The organism is Methylobacterium sp. J-030 (genome assembly GCF_022829545.1).
Classification (GTDB): Bacteria; Pseudomonadota; Alphaproteobacteria; order Rhizobiales; family Beijerinckiaceae; genus Methylobacterium.
This window is the reverse complement of the sequence record NZ_JAKSYM010000158.1, coordinates 30,231-52,798: the sequence shown is the minus strand read 5'-3', so window position 1 is coordinate 52,798 and position 22,568 is coordinate 30,231. Positions and strand designations below refer to the sequence as shown.

Below are 22,568 nucleotides of genomic sequence, written 5' to 3'. Positions count from 1 at the left end.
CCAGAGCGGGCTTTGGCCGCATCGACGGCTACAGCGGGCGCGGCCCCGTCAGACGCGTCTGCCGGCTGAGGCGCTTGTGCAGGTGGACCATCAGGGCGATGCCGAAGAGCGGCGTCAGAAGGTTGAGGATCGGCACCACCATCAGCGCCGAGAGCAGGCAGCCGGCGCCGAGCGTTCGGACCGAGAACGTCCGGCGCATGGCGGCGGCCTCGGGCAGCGGCCGGAACCGGGCCGCCGCCATCTCGAAATACTCCCGGGCGAGCAGGTAGGCATTGGCGCCGAAGAAGGCCGCGATCCCGATCACCGGGACGAAGAAGATCACGAGCGCCGCGAGGTTGACGAGCAGCGTCACGCCGGCGAAGCGGACCGCGTAGAGCATCGCGGTGCCGAACGGCATCGCCTGGCCCGGCGGGTCCTCGGGGAAATCCGTCCGCTCGACGATCTCGGCCGCGTCGTCGAGGAAGAAGCCCGCCACCAGGATCGAGATCGCCGGCATCAGGTAGGCGAGCGCGACGAACAGGCCGAAGCCCGCGAGGTAGTAGGCGAGGGTGTCGAGGATCGGGTACTGGGACGAGATGTGATGGCCCGCCTGGAACGTCTGGACCAGCCGGGTCAGGCCGAGCCAGACCAGGATTAGAAGCCCGAGCGTCAGGCCCAGCGATTTCCAGAGAATCGCCCGCAACGGAGGCGAGAAGGTCTGGCGCAAAGCCGCCGCGGCGGACTCGACGAGCATCGGGTGTATTCCGGTCGACGCCGGTCGCGGCGCGGGCGCGTTGTGAAGCGGCGCGGCCGGCGGCGCAAGGCTGCCCATGCCGCAGGGCGGACAAGGATTGAGGAGCGCGCGTGCAGGACGCGATACCAGAGACCCTGACTGCGCGGAGCGTCGATCCGCCGTTGCGGCCCGCCTACCGACCCCGGCTCGCGCCGCTGCCGGAGGCACCGGAGGTGCTGATCATCGGGGCCGGCGCGGCCGGCATCGGCGCGGCACGGACGCTCATGGCCCGGGCCGTGTCCGTGGCGGTGCTGGAGGCTCGCGATCGGGTCGGTGGCCGCGCGCTGACGGTGTCCCTGCGCGGCCACGCCCTCGATCTCGGCGCCCACTGGCTCCATGCCGGGCCGATCAACCCACTGGTGGCCCTGGGCCGGGCACGGGGCGAGCGGCTGCGCAGGGCGCCGCAGGACAGCCACGTCTGGGTCGGACGCCGGCCCGGGCGCGCCGACGATGTTCGGGCCAACGCCCGGGCCTTCGCGCGGGCGGATCGGGCGATGACCGGAGGCGCCGCGCAGCCCGGGGGCGACCGTCCGGCCGCGACCGTGCTGCCGCCGGGGCTCGGGCCTTGGGGGTCCCGGGTCGCGCAGGTTCACGGCCTCGTCTCGGGTCGTCCGCTCACCGAGGTCTCGCTCCACGACTTCCCCAGCATGGAGTACGGCGACAACTTCTTCCTCGCCGACGGCTACGGCAACTATCTGGCCCGCCTCGCCGACAGGCTGCCGGTGGCGCTGGCGACGGCGGTCACGCGGGTCGACTGGTCCGGCGGCCACGTCCGGGTCGAGACCGCCGACGGTGCCACCTATCGGGCCCGGGCGGTGATCGTGACCGTCCCGATGATGGTGCTGCGCGACGGGCCGGCCTTCACGCCCCCCCTTCCGAACGCGGTTCGCGCGGCGATCGACGGCTTCACCACCGGCATCTACGAGCACGCGGTGCTGCACTGGCCGTCGAGCCCGTTCCGCGGCCGCGACCGTCTGGCCGCGATCCACGGCCGGCGCCGCACGCCACCGGGCCTTCTGACCCGCATCGACGGCACGCCGTTCCACTACTACGAACTCGACCTGCGCGAGGCCGCGACGCTCGACGCCGCCGGGGGTGGGGCGGACGGCGTTCGCCGGCACGTCCGGGCCGTCCTGAGCGATTCGTTCGGGCACCACCGTCTGCGCGATCTGAGTATACCGGCCGTGAGCGCGTGGCGCCACGATCCGTGGTCGCGGGGATCCTGGGCCGTGGTGCCGCCGGGCCACGCGCCGGCGCGACAGCGCCTGCACGACCCCGTGGCCGGTACTGTCTGGTTCGCCGGCGAGGCCCTGTCCCGCGAGCAATGGGGCACGGTGGGCGGCGCCTACGCCGAAGGGGTGCGCGCCGCCGAGGCGGTCACCCTGCGCCTGCGGGGCGAAGCGGTCTGACGGATGCGCACCGTCCGTCTTGCCGGGACCCGGCAAGACGGGCATCCCCCCGGCGACAGGACGCTTGGGGGGCGATCATGGATTGGATCGAGGCGATCGGCTATCTCGGCACCGCGCTGACGATCTCGGCCACGGCCATGAGCACGATGATCCCGCTGCGGATCATCTCTCTCTGCGCGAGCTGCGCGGTGATCACGTACGGGACGTTGATCGGCAGCATGCCGGTCGTGCTGACCGAGGTGATCCAGATGCCGTTCAACGCCTACCGGCTTTGGCAGATGCTGCGCCTCGTCCGCGACGTCGAGACGGCGGCGGACGGCGACCTCTCCCTCGAATGGCTGCGCCCGTTCGGCGCGCGGCGCCCGTTTGGAACCGGCGAGGTCGTGTTCCGCAAGGGCGATCTCGCCGACGAGATGTATTACGTCGAGAACGGCGTCTTTCGGATTCCGGAGGTCGGCATCGAAGTTCGCGCAGGCGGGATCGTCGGTGAACTCGGCCTCCTCTCGCCGGGCAATGCGCGCACCGCCTCGCTGATCTGTATCGAGGCCGGCCATGCCCTGTGCGTGACCTACTCCGACGTGAAGCAACTCTACTATCAAAATCCCGAATTCGGCTTTTATTTTTTGAAACTGACAAGTGAACGCTTATTTCAAGGCGTTCAAACCATGAAACGCCCGGTAATATCTGGCGATATCATTTGATGTCGCCGCGCGAAGCGGGTTCTGTCGACGCGAAAAACTTGCGGCGCTTCCAGCGGTCAAGCTACCTGATGCCTCGTTTGCGTTCGCCCGGGGCAGGACATGGATTGGATCGAAGGAATCGGCTTTCTCGGAACGGGATTGGTGATCGTCTCGACTGCGATGACGACGATGATCCCGCTGCGGATCATCGGCATCTGCGCAAGCTGCGCCCTCATCATTTATGGAATCTTGATTCACAGTTGGCCCGTGATCGTGACCGAGCTGTTCGAGCTTCCGCTCAACACCTACCGGCTGTGGCAGATGTTCCGTCTGGTGCGTGAAACGAAGGCGGCCGCCGAGGGCGACCTGTCCTTCAGGTGGTTGCGCCCGTTCGGAACGGAGCGGACGTTCGGCGCCGGCGAGACCGTATTCCGCGCAGGCGATCCGGCGCAGGAGATGTATTACGTCGAGGACGGCGTCTTCCGGGTTCCGGAGATGGATCTTGAGGTGCGGGCGGGAGGCATCGTCGGCGAACTCGGCCTGCTCTCGCCCGGCAACGCCCGCACGGCGTCCCTCGTCTGCGTCGAGCCCGGCAAGGCTCTGTGCGTCACCTACGCCGACCTCAAGGAACTCTACTATCAGAATCCCGATTTCGGCTTCTACTTCCTGAAATTGACGACGGAGCGCTTGTTCCAGAGCCTCCCGTCCACCCGGAAGCCGGTAGCGGCTGCCGACGCGCTCTGACGGCGCGCCGCGACCCGGCGCTCCGTCAGAGCATGCTGGGCAGGATCCGGTCCGGCGGCCGGTGGCCATCCATGAAGGTCTTGATGTTGATGATGACCTTCTCGCCCATGTCGATGCGGCTCTCGTAGGTCGCCGAGCCCATGTGGGGCAGCAGGACGACCTTGCCCTGCCGGGCGAGCTTGACGAGGCGCGGACTCACCGCCGGCTCCTGCTCGAACACGTCGAGGCCGGCGGCGGAGATCTCGCCGCCCTCGATCAGGCGGGCGAGGGCGTTCTCGTCGATCACCTCGCCGCGGGCGGTGTTCACGACCACCGCCTCGGGCTTGAGCAACTTGAGCCGGCGCGCCGACAGCAGGTGATAGGTCGCCGGCGTGTGCGGGCAGTTCACCGACACGATGTCGACGCGCGCCAGCATCTGATCGAGGGACTCCCAGTAGGTCGCGTCCAGCGCGCCCTCGATGGCGGCCGGCACCCGGCGGCGGTTGTGGTAGTGAACCTGCAGGCCGAAGGCCCGGGCGCGCTTGGCGAGGGCCTGTCCGATGCGGCCCATGCCGACGATCCCGAGCCGCTTGCCGGTGATGCGCCGCCCGAGCATCCAGGTCGGCGACCAGCCGGTGGTCCACTCGTCGTCCGGGATGATCCGCGCGCCCTCGGCGACCCGCCGGGCCACCGCGAGGATCAACGCCATCGTCATGTCGGCGGTGTCCTCGGTCAGCACGCCCGGCGTGTTGGTGACCGTGATGCCGCGCTCCAGCGCCGCCGATACGTCGATGTGATCGACGCCGTTGCCGAAATTTGCAATCAGCCGCAGGTTCGGCCCGGCCTGGGCGATCAGCCCCGCATCCACCTCGTCGGTGACGGTGGGGACCAGGACATCGGCCTCGCGCAGGGCGTTGGCCATCGCATCGGCCGCCATGGGCGCGTCGTCGGAACTGAGGCGGACGTCGAACAGCTCGCGCATCCGCGTCTCGACGGCATCCGGCAGCCGCCGCGTCACGACCACCAGCGGCTTGCGCTTCGACACGTCTCTCTCCCCGTCAGCTCTGCGGCCGTGGCGCCCGGCGCAAGCGTCCGTTAACCGAAATCGGCCAGACAGGATCGGTCGCGCGGCGCCGGTTCCGGAGCCTGTCCCGGCCCTCCGGACTCTCTACCAGAGGTGGGCCGGAACACAATCGGATGCCGGCACGGCCCGCGCGCCGGAAGGGCCTCGCTTTCGACAAGCCCGTTCGCCACCAACGACCCGTCCGGACTGGGAGACGATCATGCGCGTGTTACGCCTCAGCCTCGCCGTCGCGGCGCTGCTGGCGGCTGGCCCCGCGATCGACGCGGCGGCAGCCCCCGCCGCCCCGATCGAGACCGGGGTCGGGCCGGTGACCAAGCTGCCGCTGCCGCGCTACGCCAGCCTCAAGACCGATCGCGTCAACCTGCGTGAGGGGCCGTCCAAGGATCACCGCACCCTGTGGGTGTTCCAGCGGGCGGGTCTGCCGGTTGAGATCGTGGGCGAGTTCGAGACTTGGCGCCGGATCCGTGACTCGGAGGGGACCGAGGGCTGGGTCCTGCACTCGCTGCTCTCCGGACGGCGCACCGCCATCGTCAATGCCGGCCCCGAAAAGGGTGTCGAGAAGGCGTCCGTGTCGCTGCGCGCCAAAGCCGATGACGGTGCCGAGGATGAAGCCAAGCTTCAGACCGGGGTGATCGGAAGCGTGAAGAGCTGCACCGGCACATGGTGCCGCCTGATCGTGGCGCTGCCTAACAAGCGCGATGTCGATGGCTACATCCGCCAGAACCGCCTCTGGGGCGTCTACCCGAACGAGGTGGTGGAGTAGCGAGTCCCGTCGGGAACCCTGGTCAGACCGAGATGACCGTCCCCCGTGAATACCGCGTCGCCTCCCGCGATTTCGAGACCTTCCTGATCGCGGCGCGCGATGCTCTGGGGTGCGAGACCACGCATCGCGCCTACGCGGCGGTGCGAGCCGTTCTCCTCGTCTTCCGCCGCCGCCTCTCGGCGCGCGACGCCGTATGCTTCGCCGGATCGTTCCGGCGCTGCTGAGGGCCCTTTTCGTGGCCGATTGGGATATGGACGAGACAGTTCTGCCCTTCGGCGATCGGGCGAGCCTCACGCGGGACGTTCAGACCATACGCATCGATCATAACGTGGCGCCCGAGGACGCCATTGCCGCCGTCGCACGCGCGCTTGCCCACCACGTCGACCGGGCTCGGTTCGAGCGTGTGCTCGCAGCACTCCCAGATGCCGCCCAGGATTATTGAAAAACCGACCTCTGATCGCCGTCAATCGGAATCGATGCGCGGCGGCACAGCATCGCTTCACTGCCTGTTTCGGGCCGAGGCTGTCCGCGACGGTCCGTCCCGCCCAGATCAGCTCTGACGGCGCAGGTTCGGCCGGGCGCGGCGCAGGCGGACGATCACCTCCACGCCGGCGATCTCCATACCCTCGGGGGCCTCGGGCAGCGAATCGACTGTGATGCCGCAATCGGGCATGTCGATCACCTGGCTCTCGTCTTCCAGGTAGAAGTGGTGGTGCTCGCTCGGGTTCGTGTCGAAATAGGCCTTCGACCCGTCGAGCGCGAGCTGACGCAGCAGGCCTGCTTCGGTGAACTGGTGCAGGGTGTTGTAGACCGTCGCCAGCGAGACCGGCACCTTGGCCCGCATGGCCTCGTCGTAGAGCATTTCCGCGGTCAGGTGACGGTCACCGCGCCCGAACAGGAGCCAACCCAGGGACAGGCGCTGCCGCGTCGGGCGCAGGCCCGCCCGGCGCAGACGATCGCGCAGGTCGGACAGCGGGCAGCCGCGGCGCGGAGTCCCGTTGGCCTCGAGCTGGGGAGCGGGAACCCGCCCGTTGAAGACGGCCTGGAAGGGCACCGGTTCGGACATCGCTGGACTGAACGCTCGACGAGGGGCCAGGGAAAGATTCTGACCAGTATATGGAACTGGTCATGTGGTCGCAACCCGAGCATTGCCGCACCACACAGAATCGGCCCAACGGCCTTCGGCTTTGAAGGCGCATCGCCCCGTGCTAACCCGCCCGCCACAGGAGGGGTGGACGCCTTGACGGGCGCGCCGCACCCGGATCCCGAGGAAACAGCCAACGCAATGCCGCCAGACGCCGACACCTCCGCACCGCACGCGAGCCGCCGGTCGCACTTCTCCTTCGAGGACCTTCTGGCCTGCGGGCGGGGCGAACTCTTCGGAGCCGGCAACGCGCAGTTGCCCCTGCCGCCGATGCTGATGTTCGATCGGATCACGTCGATCGCCGCCGACGGGGGCGCCCACGGCAAGGGCCACGTGACCGCGGAACTCGATATCCGTCCCGACCTCTGGTTCTTCCCCTGTCATTTCCAGGGCGATCCGGTGATGCCGGGCTGCCTGGGGCTCGACGCCCTGTGGCAGATGCTGGGCTTCCACCTCGGCTGGCTGGGGTCCCCCGGCCGCGGCCGGGCGCTGGGCGTGGGCGAGGTGAAGCTCGCGGGCCAAGTGCTGCCGTCGATGAAGCGGGTCGTCTACAACGTCGACGTCAAGCGCGTCCGACAGGGCAAGCTCGTGCTCGGGATCGGCGACGGCTGGCTGGAGGCCGACGGCGAACGGGTCTACCAAGTCCAGGACATGCGCGTGGGCCTGTTCCAGAGTTGAATCGGCAGCCCAGTTCGCGGCTTGGCCGCAACGTCGGGCCGATTGGGCGGTTGAGATTGTGTCCGCGTCATCTTAGCTGACCGGGACGCGGTGCGTGCGAGCGACGCCGCGACGGAGGTATCGTCACCATCATGCGCCGTGTCGTCATCACCGGGATGGGCATCGTCTCGTCCATCGGCAACAACACGCAAGAGGTGCTGGCCTCCCTGCGCGAAGCCCGCTCGGGCATCGCGCGCGACGCCAGTTACGCCGAGCACGGCTTCCGAAGCCAAGTCTCCGGCGCGCCCACCCTCGATCCGGAGGGCGTCGTGGACCGCCGGGCCATGCGCTTCCACGGCGGCGGCACCGCCTGGAACCACGTCGCCATGGATCAGGCGATCGCCGATGCGGGATTGGAAGCGAGCGACGTCTCGAACGCGCGCACGGGAATCATCATGGGCTCGGGCGGCCCCTCGACCCGGGTGATCGTCGAGGCGGCCGCCATCGCCCGCGACAAGGGCCCGAAGCGCATCGGCCCGTTCGCGGTGCCAAAGGCGATGTCGTCGACCGCATCCGCGACGCTCGCCACGTGGTTCAAGATCCGCGGCGTGAACTACTCGATCTCCTCGGCCTGCGCGACGTCGAACCATTGCATCGGCAACGCCGCCGAGATCATCCAGGGCGGCCGCCAGGACATCATCTTCGCGGGCGGCTGCGAGGATCTCGATTGGACTCTCTCGGTGCTGTTCGATGCCATGGGCGCCATGTCGTCGAAGTTCAACGACACGCCGGCGCGGGCCTCCCGGGCCTATGATGCCCATCGCGACGGCTTCGTGATCGCAGGCGGTGCGGGCGTCCTCGTTCTGGAGGAGCTGGAGCACGCCAAGGCGCGTGGCGCCCGGATCTACGGAGAGGTCGCGGGATACGGCGCGACCTCCGACGGTCACGACATGGTTGCGCCATCGGGCGAGGGCGCGGTCCGCTGCATGCGGCAGGCGCTCGAAGGGATCAAGGGCGCGCGGATCGACTACATCAATCCCCACGCCACCTCGACGCCGGTGGGCGACGACAAGGAGATCGAGGCGATCCGCGAGGTGTTCGGCCAGGGCGACGCCTGTCCGCCGATCGCCGCCACGAAATCGCTGACCGGGCATTCGCTGGGTGCCACCGGTGTCCAAGAGGCGATCTACAGTCTCTTGATGATGAACAACGGCTTCATCTGCGAGAGCGCGCATATCGACGAGCTGGACCCGGCCTTCGCCGACATGCCGATCCTGCGCGCGCGCCGGGACGGTGCCAAGCTCGGCCATGTCCTGACCAACTCGTTCGGGTTCGGCGGCACCAACGCGACGCTGGTGCTGAAGCACGTCGACGCCTGACCGGTCGTACAGGAACCCTTCGGGCGAGGGCGGCGTTTACCCCGCGTTGAGGATTGGGGGTGGGCATGGGGACATTCATCCTCGGAACGCTGAGCGGGCTGGTGATCGCCGGATATGCTGCGATCTACGCCAAGCAGGCGCTGATCGAAGACGCCAGTTCACAGACCGACGGCCACTTCTGAGCCCGCCCGCAGGATCGTGAGCGCCCCGCCGTGAGGCGGGGCTTTTTTTGTTCGCTGCCAAGCTCCGGCGCGTTTGGAGCGCGGCGCGAGGCGCGTTAAGGCACCCTGTCGCGGTTCGGTCGAGCGCATCGCGGCCCGGCCCTCCGGGCACGGCGGGCGCGTTCGGGAAAATGTCGGCATGACGGGTTTGATGGCGGACAGGCGCGGCCTGATCATGGGTGTCGCCAACGATCACTCGATCGCCTGGGGTATCGCCAGGGCCCTCCACGCCGAAGGGGCCCGACTGGCCTTCACGTATCAGGGCGAGGCGCTGGGCCGACGCGTGACGCCGCTCGCCGCCCAGCTTGATTCGGACATCGTTTTGCCCTGCGACGTTGACGATCTGGCATCCGTGGACGCCGCCTTCGAGGCGCTCGACCGGCGGTTCGACGGCGGGCTCGACTTCGTGGTTCACGCCATCGGCTTCTCCGACAAGGCGCAGCTCAAGGGCCGCTACGTCGACGTGACCACGCGGGAGAACTTCGTGCGCACGATGACGATCTCGTGCTTCTCCTTCACGGAGATCGCCCAGCGGGCGGCGAAGCGCATGAAGCCGGGCGGCTCCCTGTTGACGCTCACCTATGGCGGTGCGACGCGGGTCATGCCGAACTACAACGTGATGGGGGTAGCCAAGGCGGCCCTCGAAGCCTCGGTGCGCTACCTCGCGAGCGATCTTGGGCCCGACGGGATCCGCGTGAACGCCCTTTCGGCCGGTCCGATGCGCACGCTGGCCGGTGCCGGGATCGCCGACGCGCGGCTGATGTACAACCACCAGCGCGCCCATGCTCCGCTGCGGCGGACGGTCAACCTGGAGGATGTCGGCGGCTCGGCCCTCTACCTGCTTTCGCCGCTCTCGGGCGGCGTGACCGGCGAGATCCACTTCGTGGATGCGGGCTACAACATCATCTCGATGCCGCGTCCGGATGTGCTTCAGGCCCAGGATGCGGCCGGGGTGGTCGGCGATTCCTGATCCGCTTCACTCCTCGGGGATTCGGCCTGGGGGTAGGGGCGACGCCTGTGTTCCCCGCTCCCCGCGACCGGATCGCCGCATTCGCTCGGTCCGGACGTCGTCGGCCGTGGGCGGCGTCGAGGAGTAGTTCGACGCAAACGGATTGGGTGGCGTCCCCCGCGAGGAGCCGCCGAACAGCTTGTCGAGGAAGCCGTCTTCGGCGCTGGCCGGTCGCGCGGCGAGCAGGAGTGTCAGGGCTAGGATCGTTCTGAGCCGCATCATCGTTCTGGAACCGCCGGGATCGATCGCGTCTAACCGCACTTTCCGGCGGATCGGAGGCTGGCGCATCAAGCCTTCCGGAACCGTGGCGCGTCCGGCGGGTTCGCGCTCAACGATCATCGGCGCGTACAGGAGGCGTGATGTCCGAAGTGACCTATCGTATCGTCGAGCATGATGGCGGTTTCGCCTACAAGGTCGGCGACGTCTTTTCCGAGACTTTTCCGAGCCGAGAGGAAGCCCTGCAGGCAGCGCAGGCTGCGGCGGCCGAGCAGCAGGTGCCGGGCTCGACGGAGGGCATCCGATACCAGGATCAGGCCGGCGGCTGGCACGACGAGACGGCTCCGGGCAACGATCGGCCGCGCGCCAAGGTCGTCGAGTAGACCCACGCGGGCGACCATGGGGGCTGGTGCGCATCGACAGGAGCGGTCGTGGCACGAACGCGTTCGGTAGAGCCCAAGGCGCCGCCAGCCAAGAAGCCGTCTCTACCGAAGGGCGCACGTCGCACGACGCCGTCGCCCGAGACCTTGGCGGCGCTCGGCATGGACCGCCTGATCGGCCTCATCCTTGGAGAAACAGCGCGCAATGCCGGCTTCAAGAAGCTGGTCAGCGCGGCGCTCGCCTCGCTCCAAGGGCCGGAGGCCGTCGCGGCGATCGTGGATCGGCGCCTGACGGCGCTCGAAGGCGCCCAAAGCTACATCGATTGGCAGAAGCGCCGCGCCTTCGCGGCCGATCTCACCGCCCTGGTCACGGTGATCCTCGACGAGCTGCGCCCCCTCGACTCCGCTGCGGCCCTCGACCGCCTGCGCCGGTTCCTCGACGGCGCCGACACGGTGCTGGACCGGGTCGACGACGGCAACGGCGCGATTCAGGGCATCTTCGATCGGGCCTCCGCAGGGTTCGTCGCGATCGCAAGCGCATTGCCGCCGCATGCCGCCGCCAGCGTCGCCGTGAGCCTCGTCGGACCGTTCACGGACGATCCGTTGGGCCCGCTTGGTGCTCTCCTCAGCGAGATGGTGCCGGTGCTTCCGGTCGATGCCCTCGCGGAGATCGATGTCCGCCTCGCCGACGCGGCAACGCGCACTGAGACCGACATGAAGCGGCGCAAGCGCGCTGCGCTCTACCGGTTGGACCATCGCATCGAGATCCAGCGTCTGCGTCAGGCCATCGCCGACCGCCGCGGCGATCCGGACGCCTATATCGCCCTCGAAAGCGCGATCGCACCCGGGGCCGAGGACCGAGCCGAGATTGCGAGGCGCCTGCTCGGCACGGGCCGCGCGCAGGAAGCGCTGGATTGGATCCGGCGCAAGCAGGATCCCCAGCGCCGCATGGCCACCCGGGAAGACTTGATCGCTGTCTTCGACCCGCGGGTGCCCGAGCGCGAACGGCAGGTGGTGGAGATCGAAATCCTCGACGCCCTCGGCCGGAGCGCGGAGGCACAGGATCTGCGCTGGACCAGGTTCGAGAACGAGCTCGACGCGCCCATGTTGCGCGGGTTCCTCGCCAAACTACCCGATTTCGAGGACGAGGAGGCGCTCCACCGCGCCCTGGACCATGTCGAGGCCTATTCGGATACCCATCGGGCGCTCGCCTTCCTGACCGCATGGCCCGACCCGCGCCGCGCAGCCCGGCTGGTGACGGATCGGCCGACCGTCTGGGATGGTGCCCTGCGCTACACCGTCCTGGCACCGGCCGCCGAAGTCCTGGCCCAGGACCATCCCCTGGCCGCCACGATCCTCTACCGGCGGCTCATCGACGGGATTCTGGATTACGGCCGCAGTCCGGCCTACCCGCACGCCGCGCGCTACCTCGCGGAACTCGACGGCTTGGCGGCGCGGCTCGAACCCGGCGCGGTCGAGCCGGATCCGGAGGGCTACCGCGCCAAGCTTCGGCAACAGCACGGGCGCAAGTCCGGCTTCTGGACCCTCGTCCACGCCTGAGCGCCGAGACGCTTCGGCCGATCAGTCCAACACGTCGAGGGCGTCGACCCGATCCGGGTAGAACGCGACATACTCGCGGATCGCATCGACCGCGGGGTAGGGCATCTCGTAACTCCAGACCGCGTCGGGCCGCCGCGTTCCGGGAACGGCGAGATCGAAATATCGCGCGTCGCCCTTGTAGGGGCAATGGCTGGTGCGCGCCGACGGCGCGAAGAACGCAGACCGCGTATCCCGGCGCGGCACGTAGAAGACCGGGGGATAGCTGGCCTCCTCCAACCTCAGGGCGTCGCGCGTGTCGGCGACGACGGTGCCGGCCACGGTGACGCGGACGCGGCGCGTCTCCGGCGTGACGGTGATGGGATGGTCGGGTCCCGGTATCTTCATGGCGATTCTGGCTCCTGCGGCTTCAGTTCGATCGTTCCGAGAGCGTCGGCAAGACGCGACTTGGCGCTGCCCGGTCGCAGCGGCTTCTGCTGGCTGGCATGCGGGACCCAGCCGGACAGCCACAGCACCTCGAAGGTCGCCCGGACGCGCCCATCGGCATCGGCGAACCGTTCGGCGTAGATCTCCGCGGCGCGCACGAGAGTCGACCGGCGCAACGGCGTCCGCCGCCGCTCGGTGATGGCGTTGGTCATGCCCATGGCGCGCAGGTCGCGCATCAGGCCGAAGGGATCGGCGTAGCGCACCGTCAGGGTGTCCGTGTCGGCCACCGGAAGCGCGAAACCGGCCCGCTGTAGCAGGGCGCCCGCCTCGCGGACGGCCGCGAATGGAGCGACCCGAGGGCTGATGCCGCCCTCGATCTCGCTCTCGGCCTGACCGAAGCTCTGGCGCAGCTCCGTCAGCGTTGCGCCGCCGAACAGGCATCCGACGAACAATCCGTCCGGCCGCAGGGCTCGGCGGAGCTGGATCAGGGTGCCGGGGAGATCGTTCACGCCGTGCAGGGCAAGCAGTGAGACGGCGAGGTCCAGGCTTCCGGGCGCCAGCGGCAGCAGCTCCGGATCGCCGACGATCCGGTTGCCGCCGGCCTCCGCCAGCGGCGCGAGCCGGAGATGCCACGCCTGCGGGTAGCGCCGTTCGAGGATCGGCGCGGCGACCGGGACCGGCGTGGCGAGGTCCAGCACGGTCGGGAAGCTGCGCAGTACCGCGCCCAGGCGGTCGTCCAGATCCTCGGCGAGGCGGTCGAGCAGAAAGCCGGCGTAGCCGCTCTGGACGGCGCGGGCGAGCCGCTGCCGAACGGTCGCGGTGTCGAACAGGGTGGCGGAAGCATCCATCCCGCGCAAATGGCGTGGACGGTGGCGTCCCGCCAGCATCTCGAACCCTTGATGTTGCGGAAGACGCACGGAATCGTGAGGTGCGGCAGACGGGTGGAACGACTCGGCAGGCGCGCTGTTGCTGGTGCAGTTGGCCGTATGGCCCAGATTGTTCGGGAGAAATCACCATGAAGCGCACCCTCGTCGGAGCCGTCGTCGCCATCGCCGCCCTCACCGCTGCGGGCGGCGCCGAGGCCAAGGGCTGCATCAAGGGCGCGATCGTCGGCGGCATCGCCGGCCATTACGCCGGCCATCACGGCCTCATGGGCGCCGCCGCCGGCTGCGCGATCGGCCGCCACCGGGCCAATGCCCGCGCTCGCCAGATGGATCAGCAGCAGATGGGTGCGCCGGCGCGGCCCGTCTCGGCCCAGTAACAACCCGGCTGACAGAGAGCCGGTCACGGGATGACGGCGATCCAGGCGGTCGCTGCGGCCCTGCGCGGAATACCGCGCGGGGCCTTGTCGTTGATCTACCCACCGACCTGCTCGGGCTGCGGCGCGGCGACGGCCGATCCCGGTGCGCTCTGCCCGAGCTGTTGGTCCGGCTTGCGGCTGATCGAGGAACCGGTCTGCCAGCGCTATGGGACGCCCTTCGCGGTGGATCTCGGACTCGGCCCGCTGCTCTCGCCGCGCGCCATCGCCGAGCCACCGGTCTTCGGCCGCTGCCGGGCTGTATCGCTCTACGAAGGCGCGGCGCGCCGCCTGGTGCACCGCCTCAAGTACGAGGATCGCCTTGACCTCGCTAAGGTGATGGCCCGGATGATGGCCGCGCGCGGACGCCTCCTGATTGCCGAAGCCGACTGCCTCGTACCGGTTCCGCTCCATCGGGCCCGCCTCTGGCGCCGCCGCTTCAATCAGGCGGCCTTGCTCGGTCGGGCGATCGCCGCCGATGCGGCGCTTCCCTTCGCGCCGGCTGCGCTGGCGCGCGTGCGGGCAACGCGCTCCCAGGTCGGGCTCAGCCGGGCGGCCAGGGCCGAGAACCTCAGCGGCGCGTTCCGCGTGCCGGCCGCCGAAGCCCATCGAATCCGCGGGCGCCGGGTCCTCCTCGTCGACGACGTGACGACGACCGGTGCCACCGGCAACGCCGCCGCGCGGGCACTCCTGCGCGGCGGGGCCGTCTCCGTCGATCTTCTGACCTTCGCGCTTGTGGGCGACGGGATCGGTTGAGCGCTGTTCGCCCCGCGCTTCGCCCGCAGCAATTGCAGCCTCGAACCCGTGGGCATCACGACCTGTTTGACCCGAGATTCCGGGCTTCCAAAGGGTTCTCAGTCCAGCTCTCTCAAGGTGTTTCCAACCGGCGGCGGGGTGAGGTTTTCTGCGCGATCATCAACGGCGTGGTGGCCATTGCATCCGCGCACCGTCCTTGCGAGCGCAAGCGAAGCAATCCAGTCGGCGCCACGCCCGCCGAGGTTGCTGACCGGCGAGGCGAGCGTCAAACACTTTAAATGAGCTGGTTCTCAACCCTCCGGCGGGTTCTCAGGGCTTAGCCCTGCGGCATGTCCAAGGCTCCGCCCTGCGCCCGTGGACGGTTTCGCCCGGTCGAAACCAGGACTTGAACCGTCCGAACGGCAATCCGTCGCTCGGACGCTTCGCGGGCGGATACCGTCAAGCCGCGGTGCCAGGCCGGTTCGGGAAGCTGACCGAAAGGCTGAAATCGAATGCCTCGGCGATGCCCTCGTACCAGAGCGAGAACGGCGTGGGCTGTTCGAGATGGAGGGCGCCGTCGATCTCGCTGCCCGCATATCGCAAGGCGGCGCCGTGCTTCGCCGCCAGCCGGAGCATCGGCCCATTCCCGGACAGGCAGCGCACGTGGAGGTCGACGACGCCGCGGTGGCGAGCCGCGCGGGCGATCCGTGCGAACAGGTCGGCGCCAAGGCCCTGGCGGCGAAAGGCCCGCTCGACCGCAAACGCCGCCTCGGCCCGTGGGCCCAGGGCATAGCGAGACGGGGACGGTCCCATCGGCCGAAGCTCGCCGAGCCCGCGGAGTACGCCGTCCACGGAGGCGCCGTACATCATGCCGTCCGCCGTGACCGCTTGCGCGGCATAGGCCCGCACGCCCGCCTCGCTGACATTGCCCATGAAGCGGCTCGCCCGCGTCTCGGGATCGAGGCGGAGGAAGTAGTCGAGAACCGCGTCGCGGTCCGCCGGCCACAGGCGCCGGACGGTGCGGACCGGCGCGTTACGCGCTGAAACGGCCATGTTGGGTCTCCGGTCTGAGCGCTCGCGCGCAGAAACTCCGGACGTCCCTCCCGAGAACCACCGCGGATGTCGCATTCCGCGGCTCATTGTGCAATGCAACACGTTGTCCGAACGGCCATGCGCGCGGCTGCCATGCGCCGATCAGCCGAAGCGTTCTGATGTCCGGACGTCCGTCGCGCACTTGATTCAGGTTGGCCTTCCCCGGCACAGGGGGAGGCCCGGGCCGTCGGCTACCGATGCGGGCACGGGCGCCCGAACGGCGCGGCAGCGGGCTGCGAGGAACAAGCGGCGTGAACGACAGATCCGGCCTGCACACCACGCCATCGCCGGAGGCGCGCGCCGGGGCCGTTTCGCCAGGGCCGGTCCACGAACGCTACGAAGCCCTCGTCGCATCGAGCGCGATCGAGCGCGATCCGGCGCAGGCCCGCCTCGTCCGCGCCCTCGACCGGCTGATCTCGGATCTTCAGCGCCGCAAGCGCGCCAGCAAGACCAGTGCGCTGGGCTGGCTGTTCCGGCGGAAGGACGAGGCCGAGACGCCCCGGGGGCTCTACATCTGGGGCTCGGTCGGGCGCGGCAAGACCATGCTGATGGATCTGTTCCACGAATCGGCGCCGGAGCCGAAGCGCCGGGTCCACTTCCACGGCTTCATGGCCGACGCCCATGAGCGCATCCACGCCTATCGCCAGGCACTGAAAGCCGGCACCGTGAAGGGCGACGATCCGATCGGCCCGGTGGCCGATCAGCTCGCCGACGAGGCCACCCTCTTGTGCTTCGACGAGTTCACGGTCACCGACATCGCCGACGCGATGATCCTGGGGCGCCTGTTCGGCCACCTGTTCCGGCGCGGCGTGACCGTGGTGGCGACCTCGAACGTCGAGCCGGACCGGCTCTACGAGGGCGGCTTGAATCGGGCCCTGTTCCTGCCCTTCATCGCGACGTTGATTGAGCGTGTGGAGGTGCTGCGCCTCGACTCCCGCACCGACTTCCGTTTGGAAAAGCTCGGCGGGGCGGCGGTGTATCACGTACCGGCCGGCCCCGAGGCCCGCGCCGCCCTCGATGCCGCGTTCAAGGGCCTCACCGGCAAGGCGAAGGGCCCGCCGGCGGTGGTCGCGGTCCACGGGCGGGACGTCGTGATCCCGGAGGCGGCGGGCGGCGTGGCGCGCTTCGACTTCGATGATCTCTGCCGCAAGCCGCTCGGCGCGTCCGACTACTTGGCCCTGGCCCGCGCTTATCACACGATCATCCTCGACGGGATCCCGGTGATGACCGAGGCTGAGCGCAACGAGGCCAAGCGCTTCATCACGCTGATCGACACGCTCTACGACCGGCACGTCAAGCTGGTGGCGTCAGCCGCCGCCGAGGTGCAGGAACTCTACACCGCCGCGACCGGACGCGAGGCCTTCGAGTTCGACCGGACCGTCTCCCGGCTGATCGAGATGCGCTCGCGCGAATACCTCGCCCTGCCGCACGGCAAACCCGATTCGGAAGCCTCCGGCGCAAGCACGGGACTGGTCGAGACATGATCGCGCGCCCGGGGGTCGGATCGATCTTTCGCCTGCGGCGGCGCAACTGGCGCGGCGCCGGCCCGCTGGGGCCGCTGCTCGGCTCGCCCGCCGCGTTCATCCTGCTCGTCGTGGCGTTGGCGGCCGGCACGGCGAACTACCTCGCGGGCGAGGCCGACCGCGCGGCCACCGCCCGGACCAACGCGGTCATCGCCGAGGTCGAGCGTCTGATCTCCGAAGTGAAAGACCTCGAAACGTCCGAGCGCGGCTTCGTGCTGGTCGGCAGCGAGGACTATCTTGCGCCCTACACGGCCGCTCTTCCGCGGATCGAGGCGGAGTTGGCGAGCCTCGGCTCGGCCGCGCAGGAACCGGTTCGCGCAGGCGGAGCGTCGCTCGGGGGCCTCATCGCGCAGAAGCGGGACTTCGCCACCCGGGTGATCGCGGCGCGGCGCGCGCAGGGGTTCGATGCGGCGACCGACCTCGTCCGGTCCGGCGAGGGCAAGCGCCTGATGGACGCGATCCGCATGGAGGCCGCCGCGCGCCAGGAGGTCGCGGCCGCGAACCTCGCCGCGCTCCAGGTCCGGGCGCACCGGCGCGGATTGATCCTGTTCCTTCTGTCCGGGGCATCGGCGCTGGGCGCCATCCTGTTCCTCGCGCGCCTCGCCCTGGTGCGGCGCCAGGAATCGCTGCGCATGTCGCGGCTCCTCGACGGCGTCTTGGCCAACGCCCCGGTCGGGCTGGGCTTCCTCGACCGCGACCTCCAGATCCGACACATGAATCGGGCGCTCGCAACGATGAGCGAGCGCGGGTTCGGGGCCGATCTCGGCGCGCCGATCTGGGCGATGCTGCCGACCCTGCGCGCGGAGCTGGCGCCGAAGCTCGACGCGGCCCTCAAGGAGGGGTTGGTCTCGCCCGACGTGCCGGTCGCTGTCCCGACGCCTTCGGCGCCGGGAGGGCTGCGCCAGTTCTCGATGAGCTTCTATCCGCTGCGCGGCGCCGACCCCGCAACCGGCACGGTGGGACAGGCTGTCGAGGGCGTCGGCCTCGTCGTCGTCGACGAGACCATCCGCCATCTCGCGGAGGCCCGGCTGCGGCGCAGCGAGGAGCGCTTCCGCTCGCTGATCGAGGCCAGCGCGGCGATCGTCTGGACGGCCAATCCCGAGGGCAGCCTCCAGCGCCGCCAGATCGCCTGGAGCCGGTTCACCGGACAGGACGAGGCGGCCTATGCCGGGCTCGGCTTCCTCGACGCCATCCATCCCGAGGACCGCGACCATACCCGGACGGCCTGGGCGACGGCGGTGGCATCCCGCCGTCCCTACGTGACGGAACACCGGATCCGCATCGCCTCGGGCGGCTATCGGCACATGAGCGTGCGCGCCGTGCCGATCCTCGATTCCGACGGCAGCCTGCGCGAGTGGGTCGGGACGCACACCGATATCACCGAGCGCAAGGAGGCGGAGGCCGCGATCGAGGCGGCCCGGGCCGCCGCCGAGGCGGCCAACACCGCCAAGAGCCAGTTCCTGGCCAACATGAGCCACGAGCTGCGCACGCCGCTCTCCGCGGTGATCGGCTATTCCGAGATGGTGCAGGAGGAGCTGGAGGATCTCGGCGAGGCGGCGCTCATCGCCGACATGAAGAAGATCGAGTCCAATGCGCGGCACCTCCTCGGCCTGATCAACGACGTGCTCGACATCTCGAAGATCGAGGCCGACCGGGTCGAGATCTTCGCCGAGGATTTTGACGTGGCTGCGGTGGTGCGCGATGTCGCCACGACCGTAGAGGGCCTGATCGCCAAGAAGGGCAACACTCTGGCGCTCGATCTCGCCGACGACCTGGGCATCGCCCATACCGACGTCACCAAGCTGCGCCAATGCCTGATCAACCTGCTCAGCAACGCCGCCAAGTTTACCGAGGACGGACGCATCACCCTGGCGGTCGCCCGCACGGGAGACGCACTGCGCTTCGATGTCACCGACACCGGCATCGGCATGACGGCCGCGCAGGTCGCCAAGCTGTTCGAGCGCTTCGCCCAGGCCGACGCCTCGACCACGCGCCGCTTCGGCGGCACCGGCCTCGGCCTCGCCATCACCCGGGCCTTCGCCGAGATGCTCGGCGGCGCGATCACGGTGGCGAGCCGGGAAGGGCAGGGCACCACCTTCACGCTGACTCTGCCGCTGCACGTTCCGGGCGCCGAGGCGTCGGCGCCGGGGGAAGCCGGCACGGTCGGGGCCGATCGCAACACCATCTTGGTGATCGACGACGATGCCGCCACCCGCGACCTGCTCGCCCGGTTCCTGGAGCGCGAGGGCTTCTCCGTGACGGTGGCCGAGGACGGGCGGCGGGGACTGGACCTCGCCCGGACCTTGCGCCCGCGGGCGGTGCTCCTCGATGTGACCATGCCGCAGATGGACGGTTGGGACGTGCTGCGGGCGCTGCGGGCCGACCCCGAGATCGGGGCGACGCCGATCGTCATGGTGACCATCCTGGACGAGCAGAACTTCGCCTTCTCGCTCGGTGCGACCGACTATCTCCAGAAGCCGATCGACTGGGGCAACCTGCGCCAGGTCGTGGATCGGTTCCGGCCCGCGGGCGGCGAAGGTCCGATCCTAGTGGTCGAGGACGAGGCGGATGTCCGCGCGCATATCTGCGCCTACCTGCGACGCGAAGGCTTTCCCGTGCGGGAAGCGGAGAATGGCGTCCGCGCGCTGGACCGGATCGCGGAGGAGCAGCCCGGGCTGATCCTCCTCGACCTGATGATGCCGGAGATGGACGGCTTCACCTTCCTGCGCGTTCTGCGGGAGCGCCCGGACCGGCGCGACGTGCCGGTGGTGGTGCTCACCGCCAAGGACATCACCGCCGAGGACCGGCGGCGGCTCGCCGGGCAGGCGGACCGGGTCCTGGCCAAGGGCAAGACGGGGCTCGGTGAACTCGTCCGCGAGTTGCGCGCGCTGATGCCGTCGCAGGCCGACGCCGCCTGACCGCGGCCTCAGAGGCCCCGGAAGGCGAGCACCAGAGCCCCGACGGCGATGCCCCACAGCGCCAGGGTCGACCAGATCGCACGCACGCGCTCGGCCCGGGCGAACCCCTCCAGGCGGCGGGCATCGCCCGTGCCGGCTTCGTCCAGGCGGACCAGCACGCGCTTCACCCGCATGGCGAGATCCGGGATATCGCCGACCACGTCGGAGACGACCCGCAACGCCTCCAGGCCGCCCTGGGCACGGCCGACCGGTCCCATGTTGCGGGCGATCCAGGCGCGCACCACCGGCTCGGCGGTGGTCCACATGTCGAGGCGCGGATCGAGGGAGCGGGCGACGCCCTCGACCACCACCATGGTCTTCTGGAGCATCACCAGCTCGGTCCGGGTGCTCATGTCGAACAGGGCCGTGATGTCGAAGAGCAGGGTCAGCACCTTGGCCATCGAGATCTCGTCCGCCCGGCGCTGGTGGATCGGCTCGCCGATCGCGCGGATCGCCTGCGCGAAATCATCGACGGAGTGGTGGGCCGGCACGTAGCCGGCCTCGAAATGCACCTTCGCCACCCGGCGGTAGTCGCGCAGAATGAAGCCCAGCAGGATCTCGGCGAGGAACCGGCGCTCGTTCGGGCCGAGCCGCCCCATGATGCCGAAATCCACCGCCACCAGCCGGCCTTCGGCATCGACCAGCAGGTTGCCCTGGTGCATGTCGGCGTGGAAAAACCCGTCGCGGATCGCCTGCCGGAGGAAGCTCTGGATCACGGTCCGGCCGATCGCCTGCGGGTCGTGCCCCTTGGCGGCGAGTTCGGCCGCGCTGTGCAGGCGGGTCCCCTCGATCCATTCCGCCGAGAGCACCTCGCGGGCGGTGAGTTCCCATTCGGGCTTCGGAACGCGGAAATCCGTATCGTTCCTGGTGTTCTCGGCCAGTTCCGAGGCCGCCGCCGCCTCGAGCCGAAAGTCCATCTCCATGAGGACGGAGCGGGCCAGGATCTCCACGACCTCGCGGGGCCGCAGCCGCTCCGCCTGCGGCGACAGGGCGTGGACCACCCGGGCCATGAAGCGCATAACTTCGAGGTCGCGCATGAAGCGCTCGCGCACGCCCGGCCGCATGACCTTCACGGCCAGCGCGCGCTGCGTGCCGTCGGCATCCCGCACGATTGCCTTGTGGACCTGCGCGATCGAGGCGGCGGCGATCGGCTCGCTGAACGAGACGAACAGCGCGCTCACGGGCTTGCCGAGGGCGGCCTCGACGGTGCGGATCGCGATCTCCTGCGGAAAGGGGGGAACCCGGTCCTGCAGCGTCTCCAGGTCGAAGGCGGCCCGCATGCCGACGATGTCGGGCCGGGTCGCCAGGAACTGGCCGAACTTCACGTAGGAGGGGCCGAGGCGGGTCAGCGCCGCCGACAGCCGGGCGGCGCCCGCGCCGAGGCCGGGCCGCTCCAGCAGGCGTCCGATCCGCAGGGCGAGGCGCAGGTGCGGCGGCAGCTCCGACGGGTCTGCGAAGGCGAGGGCTCCCTCGCGGGCCAACACGAAGCCGACCCGGGCGCCGCGGAAAAGGTTGATCACGGCGCCGATCATGCGAGCCTTTTCCCTCCCCCCCCTGCGGGGGAGGGCGGCCCGGCCATAAGGTCGGGTCGTGAGAGGGGAGCGCCGGTTCTGGAGAGGTCGCTTCGGGAGCCGAAACTCTCGGGGTCGCGCTGCCCCTCGCTCCGCCTTCCCCGCAGGGTACCCTCCATAGCAGAGGGGTGAGGGAGATCGCGCGCCGAGATCACGGTCAGGAGACCTTCCAGCCCGAATGGATCGCCACGATTCCACCGGTGAGCGGCCGGTCGGTGACATGGCGGAAGCCGGCGCGCTCGATCATGCCGGCGAAGGCCCCGCGCGTCGGGAACTTCCGGATCGACTCGACGAGGTAGCGGTACGAGTCCGCATCCCCCGCCACCCGGGCGCCGATCCGCGGTATCACGTTGAACGAGTAGGCGTCGTAGATCCGGTCGAGGAGCGGGATGTCGACGGCCGAGAATTCCAGGCACAGGAAGCGTCCGCCCGGTTTGAGCACCCGCCGCGCCTCGGCCAGCGCCGTCTCGATCCGCGGCACGTTCCGGATGCCGAAGGCGATCGTATAGGCGTCGAAGGCGGCCTCCGGCAGCGGCAGCGTCTCCGCATTGCCGGTCACGAAGGCGATCCGGTCACCGTCTGCGTCGACCTTGCGCTCCCGCGCCCGCTCGGCACCGACGCGCAGCATCGATTCGTTGATGTCGAGTACGGTCACCCGCGTGCGCGGGCCGCCGGCGGCGAGCACCCGGAAGGCGACGTCGCCGGTGCCGCCCGCCACGTCCAGATGGGTGAAGGCGCGGGTCTGCGGAGGCCGCAGCATGGAGACGAGCTGCGCCTTCCAGGCCCGGTGCAGGCCGGCCGACATCAGGTCGTTCATGATGTCGTATCGGCGGGCCACGGAGTGGAAGACGCTGTCGACCCGCCCCTGCTTCTCGTCGAGCGCCACGCGCTCGAAGCCGAAATCCGCGCTCCCGCGCTCGGACGCCCCGTCTTCGACCTTCATGACGCTCCCGCTTCTCGATGGGCGCGTCTT

Annotated in this window: 24 protein-coding genes; 15 read left to right on the top strand and 9 right to left on the bottom strand. The window is 69.6% G+C overall.

The features are described from left to right. Positions 1–28: 28 nt before the first annotated feature. Entirely contained in the window at positions 29–733 is a 705-nt protein-coding gene (locus tag MKK75_RS09705; protein WP_244042376.1) for a sulfate transporter family protein, read from the bottom strand. Between the two features lie 110 nt (positions 734–843). Between MKK75_RS09705 and MKK75_RS09700 the strand changes: the two genes are divergently transcribed. The 3 genes from MKK75_RS09700 (at position 844) to MKK75_RS09690 (ending at position 3,605) form a co-directional block, all read left to right on the top strand. Then, positions 844–2,181 (top strand): flavin monoamine oxidase family protein, encoded by a 1,338-nt coding sequence (locus MKK75_RS09700; protein WP_409567547.1) that lies wholly within the window; start codon positions 844–846, stop codon positions 2,179–2,181. Between the two features lie 77 nt (positions 2,182–2,258). Next, positions 2,259–2,882: a Crp/Fnr family transcriptional regulator gene (locus MKK75_RS09695; protein WP_244042375.1), complete on the top strand. Its 624-nt coding sequence runs from the start codon at positions 2,259–2,261 to the stop codon at positions 2,880–2,882. A gap of 99 nt (positions 2,883–2,981) precedes the next feature. After that, positions 2,982–3,605: a Crp/Fnr family transcriptional regulator gene (locus MKK75_RS09690; RefSeq protein WP_244042374.1), complete on the top strand. Its 624-nt coding sequence runs from the start codon at positions 2,982–2,984 to the stop codon at positions 3,603–3,605. Between the two features lie 25 nt (positions 3,606–3,630). Here the strand turns inward: MKK75_RS09690 and MKK75_RS09685 are convergent, their stop codons facing one another. Then, positions 3,631–4,629: a 2-hydroxyacid dehydrogenase gene (locus tag MKK75_RS09685; RefSeq protein WP_244042373.1), complete on the bottom strand. Its 999-nt coding sequence runs from the start codon at positions 4,627–4,629 to the stop codon at positions 3,631–3,633. A 238-nt stretch (positions 4,630–4,867) separates the two neighbouring features. Between MKK75_RS09685 and MKK75_RS09680 the strand changes: the two genes are divergently transcribed. From MKK75_RS09680 to MKK75_RS36055, 3 genes are read left to right on the top strand one after another with little or no spacing between them, the layout of a single operon-like run. Then, positions 4,868–5,431 (top strand): SH3 domain-containing protein, encoded by a 564-nt coding sequence (locus MKK75_RS09680; protein ID WP_244042372.1) that lies wholly within the window; start codon positions 4,868–4,870, stop codon positions 5,429–5,431. A 32-nt stretch (positions 5,432–5,463) separates the two neighbouring features. Then, on the top strand, positions 5,464–5,655 hold the full coding sequence (locus tag MKK75_RS36060; protein WP_313901847.1) for a DUF2267 domain-containing protein: 192 nt from the start codon (positions 5,464–5,466) through the stop codon (positions 5,653–5,655). Continuing rightward, positions 5,625–5,873, top strand: coding sequence for a DUF2267 domain-containing protein (locus tag MKK75_RS36055; RefSeq protein ID WP_313901846.1), 249 nt, complete (start codon positions 5,625–5,627; stop codon positions 5,871–5,873). Before MKK75_RS36060 ends, MKK75_RS36055 begins: the two co-directional genes overlap by 31 nt. Positions 5,874–5,981: 108 nt before the next feature. On the opposite strand, the gene irr is transcribed toward MKK75_RS36055, so the two are convergent. Beyond that, entirely contained in the window at positions 5,982–6,497 is a 516-nt protein-coding gene (irr, locus tag MKK75_RS09670) for a Fur family transcriptional regulator Irr (protein ID WP_244042371.1), read from the bottom strand. A gap of 219 nt (positions 6,498–6,716) precedes the next feature. Between irr and fabA the strand changes: the two genes are divergently transcribed. The 3 genes from fabA (at position 6,717) to fabI (ending at position 9,802) form a co-directional block, all read left to right on the top strand. Further along, on the top strand, positions 6,717–7,253 hold the full coding sequence (gene fabA, locus MKK75_RS09665; protein WP_244042370.1) for a 3-hydroxyacyl-[acyl-carrier-protein] dehydratase FabA: 537 nt from the start codon (positions 6,717–6,719) through the stop codon (positions 7,251–7,253). Positions 7,254–7,384: 131 nt separating this feature from the next. After that, positions 7,385–8,611: a beta-ketoacyl-ACP synthase I gene (fabB, locus tag MKK75_RS09660; RefSeq protein ID WP_244042369.1), complete on the top strand. Its 1,227-nt coding sequence runs from the start codon at positions 7,385–7,387 to the stop codon at positions 8,609–8,611. A gap of 360 nt (positions 8,612–8,971) precedes the next feature. Beyond that, a complete protein-coding gene (gene fabI, locus MKK75_RS09655; RefSeq protein ID WP_244042368.1) occupies positions 8,972–9,802 on the top strand; it encodes an enoyl-ACP reductase FabI in 831 nt (276 codons plus the stop codon). Between the two features lie 6 nt (positions 9,803–9,808). Here the strand turns inward: fabI and MKK75_RS09650 are convergent, their stop codons facing one another. Further along, positions 9,809–10,180 carry a hypothetical protein gene (locus MKK75_RS09650; protein WP_244042367.1) on the bottom strand — a complete coding sequence of 124 codons (372 nt, stop codon included), beginning with the start codon at positions 10,178–10,180 and terminating at the stop codon, positions 9,809–9,811. Between the two features lie 20 nt (positions 10,181–10,200). On the opposite strand from MKK75_RS09650, the gene MKK75_RS09645 reads away from it, so the two are divergent. Together MKK75_RS09645 and MKK75_RS09640 are read left to right on the top strand one after the other, a co-directional pair. Further along, positions 10,201–10,440, top strand: a complete 240-nt coding sequence (locus MKK75_RS09645; RefSeq protein WP_244042366.1) for a hypothetical protein — start codon at positions 10,201–10,203, stop codon at positions 10,438–10,440. A 48-nt stretch (positions 10,441–10,488) separates the two neighbouring features. Further along, complete coding sequence (locus MKK75_RS09640) at positions 10,489–11,997, top strand: DUF6880 family protein (protein ID WP_244042365.1); 1,509 nt, start codon at positions 10,489–10,491, stop codon at positions 11,995–11,997. Positions 11,998–12,018: 21 nt separating this feature from the next. Here the strand turns inward: MKK75_RS09640 and MKK75_RS09635 are convergent, their stop codons facing one another. Both MKK75_RS09635 and MKK75_RS09630 read right to left on the bottom strand, forming a co-directional pair. Continuing rightward, entirely contained in the window at positions 12,019–12,381 is a 363-nt protein-coding gene (locus MKK75_RS09635) for a DUF427 domain-containing protein (RefSeq protein ID WP_244042364.1), read from the bottom strand. Beyond that, positions 12,378–13,268: a methyltransferase domain-containing protein gene (locus tag MKK75_RS09630; protein ID WP_244042363.1), complete on the bottom strand. Its 891-nt coding sequence runs from the start codon at positions 13,266–13,268 to the stop codon at positions 12,378–12,380. The genes MKK75_RS09635 and MKK75_RS09630 overlap by 4 nt, the downstream gene beginning before the upstream one ends. Positions 13,269–13,435: 167 nt before the next feature. On the opposite strand from MKK75_RS09630, the gene MKK75_RS09625 reads away from it, so the two are divergent. Together MKK75_RS09625 and MKK75_RS09620 are read left to right on the top strand one after the other, a co-directional pair. After that, positions 13,436–13,681: a hypothetical protein gene (locus MKK75_RS09625; RefSeq protein WP_244042362.1), complete on the top strand. Its 246-nt coding sequence runs from the start codon at positions 13,436–13,438 to the stop codon at positions 13,679–13,681. Positions 13,682–13,711: 30 nt separating this feature from the next. Further along, complete coding sequence (locus tag MKK75_RS09620; protein ID WP_244042361.1) at positions 13,712–14,473, top strand: ComF family protein; 762 nt, start codon at positions 13,712–13,714, stop codon at positions 14,471–14,473. Between the two features lie 438 nt (positions 14,474–14,911). Here MKK75_RS09620 and MKK75_RS09615 read toward each other — a convergent pair whose 3' ends face one another. Then, positions 14,912–15,505, bottom strand: coding sequence for a GNAT family N-acetyltransferase (locus MKK75_RS09615; protein ID WP_244042360.1), 594 nt, complete (start codon positions 15,503–15,505; stop codon positions 14,912–14,914). 290 nt (positions 15,506–15,795) lie between these two features. On the opposite strand from MKK75_RS09615, the gene zapE reads away from it, so the two are divergent. Further along, positions 15,796–17,028: a cell division protein ZapE gene (zapE, locus tag MKK75_RS09610; protein WP_244042359.1), complete on the top strand. Its 1,233-nt coding sequence runs from the start codon at positions 15,796–15,798 to the stop codon at positions 17,026–17,028. Next, positions 17,025–19,985, top strand: a complete 2,961-nt coding sequence (locus MKK75_RS09605; protein WP_244042358.1) for a response regulator — start codon at positions 17,025–17,027, stop codon at positions 19,983–19,985. Before zapE ends, MKK75_RS09605 begins: the two co-directional genes overlap by 4 nt. An 8-nt stretch (positions 19,986–19,993) precedes the next feature. Here MKK75_RS09605 and ubiB read toward each other — a convergent pair whose 3' ends face one another. Both ubiB and ubiE read right to left on the bottom strand, forming a co-directional pair. Then, positions 19,994–21,556: a 2-polyprenylphenol 6-hydroxylase gene (ubiB, locus tag MKK75_RS09600; RefSeq protein WP_244042357.1), complete on the bottom strand. Its 1,563-nt coding sequence runs from the start codon at positions 21,554–21,556 to the stop codon at positions 19,994–19,996. A gap of 196 nt (positions 21,557–21,752) precedes the next feature. Further along, positions 21,753–22,538, bottom strand: coding sequence for a bifunctional demethylmenaquinone methyltransferase/2-methoxy-6-polyprenyl-1,4-benzoquinol methylase UbiE (ubiE, locus tag MKK75_RS09595; protein ID WP_244042356.1), 786 nt, complete (start codon positions 22,536–22,538; stop codon positions 21,753–21,755). Positions 22,539–22,568 lie beyond the last annotated feature (30 nt).

Coding starts and splice junctions, on each gene's coding strand:
- MKK75_RS09705 (WP_244042376.1), bottom strand. CDS start 733: ATGCTCGTCGAGTCCGCCGCGGCGGCTTTGCGCCAGACCTTCTCGCCT.
- MKK75_RS09695 (WP_244042375.1), top strand. CDS start 2,259: ATGGATTGGATCGAGGCGATCGGCTATCTCGGCACCGCGCTGACGATC.
- MKK75_RS09690 (WP_244042374.1), top strand. CDS start 2,982: ATGGATTGGATCGAAGGAATCGGCTTTCTCGGAACGGGATTGGTGATC.
- MKK75_RS09680 (WP_244042372.1), top strand. CDS start 4,868: ATGCGCGTGTTACGCCTCAGCCTCGCCGTCGCGGCGCTGCTGGCGGCT.
- MKK75_RS36060 (WP_313901847.1), top strand. CDS start 5,464: ATGACCGTCCCCCGTGAATACCGCGTCGCCTCCCGCGATTTCGAGACC.
- MKK75_RS36055 (WP_313901846.1), top strand. CDS start 5,625: ATGCTTCGCCGGATCGTTCCGGCGCTGCTGAGGGCCCTTTTCGTGGCC.
- irr (WP_244042371.1), bottom strand. CDS start 6,497: ATGTCCGAACCGGTGCCCTTCCAGGCCGTCTTCAACGGGCGGGTTCCC.
- fabA (WP_244042370.1), top strand. CDS start 6,717: ATGCCGCCAGACGCCGACACCTCCGCACCGCACGCGAGCCGCCGGTCG.
- fabB (WP_244042369.1), top strand. CDS start 7,385: ATGCGCCGTGTCGTCATCACCGGGATGGGCATCGTCTCGTCCATCGGC.
- fabI (WP_244042368.1), top strand. CDS start 8,972: ATGACGGGTTTGATGGCGGACAGGCGCGGCCTGATCATGGGTGTCGCC.
- MKK75_RS09650 (WP_244042367.1), bottom strand. CDS start 10,180: ATGATCGTTGAGCGCGAACCCGCCGGACGCGCCACGGTTCCGGAAGGC.
- MKK75_RS09645 (WP_244042366.1), top strand. CDS start 10,201: ATGTCCGAAGTGACCTATCGTATCGTCGAGCATGATGGCGGTTTCGCC.
- MKK75_RS09635 (WP_244042364.1), bottom strand. CDS start 12,381: ATGAAGATACCGGGACCCGACCATCCCATCACCGTCACGCCGGAGACG.
- MKK75_RS09630 (WP_244042363.1), bottom strand. CDS start 13,268: ATGGATGCTTCCGCCACCCTGTTCGACACCGCGACCGTTCGGCAGCGG.
- MKK75_RS09625 (WP_244042362.1), top strand. CDS start 13,436: ATGAAGCGCACCCTCGTCGGAGCCGTCGTCGCCATCGCCGCCCTCACC.
- MKK75_RS09620 (WP_244042361.1), top strand. CDS start 13,712: ATGACGGCGATCCAGGCGGTCGCTGCGGCCCTGCGCGGAATACCGCGC.
- MKK75_RS09615 (WP_244042360.1), bottom strand. CDS start 15,505: ATGGCCGTTTCAGCGCGTAACGCGCCGGTCCGCACCGTCCGGCGCCTG.
- MKK75_RS09605 (WP_244042358.1), top strand. CDS start 17,025: ATGATCGCGCGCCCGGGGGTCGGATCGATCTTTCGCCTGCGGCGGCGC.
- ubiB (WP_244042357.1), bottom strand. CDS start 21,556: ATGATCGGCGCCGTGATCAACCTTTTCCGCGGCGCCCGGGTCGGCTTC.
- ubiE (WP_244042356.1), bottom strand. CDS start 22,538: ATGAAGGTCGAAGACGGGGCGTCCGAGCGCGGGAGCGCGGATTTCGGC.